At 71.4% G+C, this 525-nt stretch carries 1 protein-coding gene; it reads left to right on the top strand.

The annotated features are described in order from the left end of the window. Nucleotides 1-492: phenazine biosynthesis FMN-dependent oxidase PhzG (gene phzG / locus HMPREF2914_RS10075; protein ID WP_034031494.1), on the top strand; the 492-nt coding region annotated here is incomplete at its 5' end. Between the last annotated feature and the right edge of the window lie 33 nt (nucleotides 493-525).

The raw sequence follows: 525 nt of genomic DNA on the forward strand, positions 1-525 counted from the left end.
GCCCTGGCCACGGTCGACGGGCAGGGCCGGCCGTCGACGCGGATCGTGGTGATCGCCGAGCTGGGCGAGCGCGGGGTGGTGTTCGCCACCCACGCCGATAGCCAGAAGGGCCGCGAACTGGCGCAGAACCCCTGGGCCTCGGGGGTGCTGTACTGGCGCGAGAGCAGCCAGCAGATCATCCTCAACGGCCGCGCCGAACGCCTGCCCGACGAGCGCGCCGACGCCCAGTGGCTGAGCCGCCCGTACCAGACCCACCCGATGTCGATCGCCTCGCGGCAGAGCGAAACCCTCGCCGACATCCACGCCCTGCGCGCCGAAGCCCGGCGCCTGGCGGAAACCGATGGCCCGCTGCCGCGCCCGCCGGGCTACTGCCTGTTCGAACTGTGCCTGGAGTCGGTGGAGTTCTGGGGCAACGGCACCGAGCGGCTGCACGAGCGCCTGCGCTACGACCGCGACGAAGGAGGCTGGAAGCACCGCTACCTGCAACCGTGACGACACCGCTGCGCCGACGTTTCATGGCGGATA

It is taken from the genome of Pseudomonas sp. HMSC067G02 (genome assembly GCF_001813485.1).
GTDB classification, from domain to species: Bacteria; Pseudomonadota; Gammaproteobacteria; order Pseudomonadales; family Pseudomonadaceae; genus Pseudomonas; species Pseudomonas aeruginosa.